Annotated in this window: 4 protein-coding genes; all 4 read left to right on the top strand. The window is 62.4% G+C overall.

Annotated elements, in window-relative coordinates; genetic code table 11:
* Positions 1 to 1,315 (top strand): Gfo/Idh/MocA family oxidoreductase (locus VGG64_13505; GenBank protein ID HEY1600618.1); only part of this gene is annotated, 1,315 nt, incomplete at its 5' end.
* 21 nt (positions 1,316 to 1,336) lie between these two features.
* A complete protein-coding gene (locus VGG64_13510; GenBank protein HEY1600619.1) occupies positions 1,337 to 2,047 on the top strand; it encodes a DUF1080 domain-containing protein in 711 nt (236 codons plus the stop codon).
* Between the two features lie 32 nt (positions 2,048 to 2,079).
* Entirely contained in the window at positions 2,080 to 2,925 is an 846-nt protein-coding gene (locus VGG64_13515) for a hypothetical protein (protein HEY1600620.1), read from the top strand.
* 39 nt (positions 2,926 to 2,964) lie between these two features.
* Positions 2,965 to 3,639: MFS transporter (locus VGG64_13520; protein HEY1600621.1), on the top strand; the 675-nt coding region annotated here is incomplete at its 3' end.

Raw genomic sequence — 3,639 nt, forward strand, 5'->3', positions numbered from 1 at the left:
AGCGCACGTCAAGCCAATGGTCGAGCTGCGCAAGCTTGACCAGCCGATCGACCTGGTCGCCGTGTGCGACGTGTATTCGGTGCATCGCGATCGGGCCGCGAATTTTATTCAGTCCGAAACGGGCACCGCGCCCAAGACGTACGTCGATTACCGCGAAATGTTGGCCGACGCGAAACTGGACGGCGTCTGCATCGGCACGCCCGACCATTGGCATGCGAAGCAATCCATTGACGCGCTGGCCGCGGGCGTGAACGTGTATTGCGAAAAGCCGATGACGCATACCCTTGAGCAGGCCAAGGACGTGGTGCAGGCTTGGAAGAAAAGCGGGCTGGTGATGCAAGTCGGCGTGCAGTCGACCAGTTCGCCGATCTGGGACAAGGCACGCGAGATGATCGATGCCGGCCGGCTCGGCAAGGTCGTGCAGTTTCAGACCGAATGGTTCCGCAACTCGCGCTACGGAATGTCGCGGCACAACGAAATCACCGCGGAAATGACGCCCGACACGATCGACTGGAAGCGCTGGCTAGGCGTGGACGAAGGGCTCGCGCCGATGATGCCCTTCGATCGGGCCACTTACGGGCAGTGGCGCTGCTACTGGCCGTTCAGTTGCGGGATGCTCGGCGACCTGTTCGTGCACCGCGTGACGGGCATGCTCAAAGCCACGGGGCTGCGCTATCCCGGCCGCGTGGTCGGTGGCGGCGGCATCTTCATGGAATACGATGATCGCGACGTGCCCGACGTGGCCACCGTGATTGCCGATTTCCACGAGGGCGTGCAGGGCGTGGTCAGCAGCACGATGGTTTCGGAAGAACGCCGCAACGAAACTTTGATTCGCGGACATAGCGGCTTGATCGTGTTCGACAATTTCCCCGCCGGCCCGAAAGCCGCGTTCGAGTTCCTTCCCGAGCGTGTTCAGGTCACCGGCAACGGCAAAGCCAAGAAGGAACGGGTCGAGGCTACGACGCCGTATGACTTCAACATGACCCACTTGGCGAATTTTCTGGACGCGATTCGCGCCGGCAAGCCGAGCGCCGTACACAACGATCCGGAGCTGGGCGCGGCGGCCGTGATGATGGTCACGCTGGCCGTCGAGTGTTATCGGCAAGGCAAAGTCTTTCAGATCGACAAGGGCGGCAACGTCAGCGGCGGCGACACCAGTTGGGCGAAAGGCTGGGAAAAGATGTCCAAAGCCCACGCCGCGCCGCATCACGTTCCCGGCTGGACCGCCGGCGACACCGGCAGCAAGTTTTTCCCGCCCGCGTATCAAAAACTGGCGGGACCGTGGATCGATGGAAAGCCGCCCAAGCACGGCTAGCTGCCATGAAGTGAATAGCCGGTGGCCCGGAAAAGAGCGAGGAACATCAACATCATGAACCTGCCAGGGACTTCCATCAAACTTGGTGTGGTTTTGTTGGGCCTGCTCGCAGGATCCACCGCCGTCGCGGGCGACTATGAGCGGCTATTCAATGGCAAGGATCTGGCTGGCTGGACTGTCTATGTCGATCCCAAGGCGACCCACGTGCCGGAGAAGCCTTGGAGCGTCGCCGACGGCGTGCTCGTGTGCGAGGGCAGCGCCAAGGGCTATCTCATCACCGAGCGCGAGTATGAAAACTACTCGCTCCGTTTGGAATGGCGGTGGGGCGAAAAGACGACCCGTCCCGGGCGGTATAGCAGTGTGTTTGTTCACGTCACGGGTCCCGACAAGATGCTGCCAAAGGGACTCGATTTGACGTTGGGAGCGGATGCGGCCGGACAGTTTTGGCTGGTCGGCGGCTGTGAGCTGCAAGTTGATCGCCGCAGGCAGGATCCCAAATCCGAGCGGCATTTCTTCGCCATGATGCCGCATGCCGACGCGCCGATCGGGCAATGGAATCGCGCGGAAATCGTATGTAATCAAGGTTCGGTGCGCGCTTCGATTAACGGCCACCTGGTCAACGAAGGAAAGGCTGCCAGTCCGGAAAAGGGACGAATCCTGCTGTTGTCGGAAGGCGCCGAGATTCTGTTCCGCAAGATCGAATTAAAGGCGTTGGACCCGAACAAGCCGTGAACCTCGATGCCTAGCCGCCGACTTGGGTCCCCATGAACCGACAAGACGAAGTTCGTCGACTGCTGCAAATGTCGGCCGCTGAGCTGCGCGAACAGGCCGGCAACCGCCTGCTCGTGTTGCCGGATTTGGACGCCCTGCACCGGCACTTCGCCGAGTCGATTGCCGCCGAAATTCGCGCAAATAATCTTCGCGGTCTGCCGACCCGATTCATTTTGCCGGTCGGCCCGGTCGGGCAATATCCGCTGCTGGCCGAGATCGTGAACCGCGAGCGGCTCGATCTACGGCGCTGCTGGCTCTTCATGATGGACGAGCATTGCGACGAGGGCGGCGTGGTGCTGCCGGCCGATCATCCGCTCAGCTTTCGCCGCACGTTCGCTGAGCTGTTCACCAGCCGCGTATCGCCCGAGCTGCTGCCGCCGGCCGAACAGATGATTTTTCCCAGCCAGCAGAACCTGCCGACGCTGAAAGCGCAAATCGCGGATGCAGGCGGCATCGACACGACCTACGGCGGCATCGGCATTCACGGGCATCTGGCTTACAACGAGCCCGAGCCTGGCGTGCGCGAGTCGGATCCGCGGCGCGTTCGGCTCAATGACTTCACGCGGACGATCAACGCCATGCGCGCCGAGATTGGCGGCAACCTCGAGAATTACCCGCGCTATGGTCTGACTTTGGGCATGCGGCAATTGCTGGGGGCCCGACGCGTGCGCCTGTATTGCCGCAATGGCATCGAACTGGATTGGGCCAATACCATCCTGCGGCTGGCACTGCTGGGCCAGTCCGGCGACGACTACCCGGTGACCCATCTCCGCGACCACGGCGACTATTTGATCGTGACCGACGAGCACACGGCGCGGCCGCCACGGTTCGTGGTCTAGCTTGGGGTAGCCACGAGCGGCGAGAGGATACCACGAAACATGGCCACGACCGAAGTCATCGAACCCAAGGCCGCGCCGTGGCACGCGGGCGTCACGCGCTATCACTGGCTCGTCCTGCTGCTGGCCTGCGCGGGCTGGGTGTTTGACGTTTACGAAGGCCAGATCTTCAATCTCACCAGCCCGCAGATGCTGGCCGATATCGTGCCCAATATCGATGCGAGCCAGACTCGCCGCTTCGGCGACATGGCGTTGGCGGCGTTTCTCGTGGGCGGCGCGCTGGGTGGCATCGCTTCCGGCGTCTTGGCCGATCGTTATGGGCGCAAGCCGGTGCTGGTGTGGACGATTATCGTCTATTCGCTGTTTTCCGGTCTCACGTTTCTGACTACGGCGTGGTGGCAGGTGCTCGTCCTGCGGTTCCTCGTGGCCATCGGCGTGGGTGGGGCTTGGTCCGTGGCGGCGACCATGGTGGCCGAAGTGTTTCCCAAGCGGCTGCGCGCGTACGCCTCCTCGTTTTTTCACGCCACCAGCATCCTGGGAGGTCTCCTGGCAACGGTGGTGGCGATTGCCGTCGCTGCGCAGTGGCGCTATGCCTATCTGCTGGGACTGTTGCCGGCCGCGCTGGCACTGGTCATGCGCTCGAGCCTTCACGAGCCGCCAGCGAGTGAGTATTCGCCAGCCGCCGCCGAGGAAACGGGAACACGGGGCAGCCTGAAA

It is taken from the genome of Pirellulales bacterium, assembly GCA_036490175.1.
GTDB lineage: Bacteria > Planctomycetota > Planctomycetia > Pirellulales > JACPPG01 > JACPPG01.

What these genes read in the sequence shown, in the direction of transcription:
- VGG64_13515 (HEY1600620.1), top strand. Translation starts at nt 2,080, where the DNA reads ATGAACCGACAAGACGAAGTTCGTCGACTGCTGCAAATGTCGGCCGCT.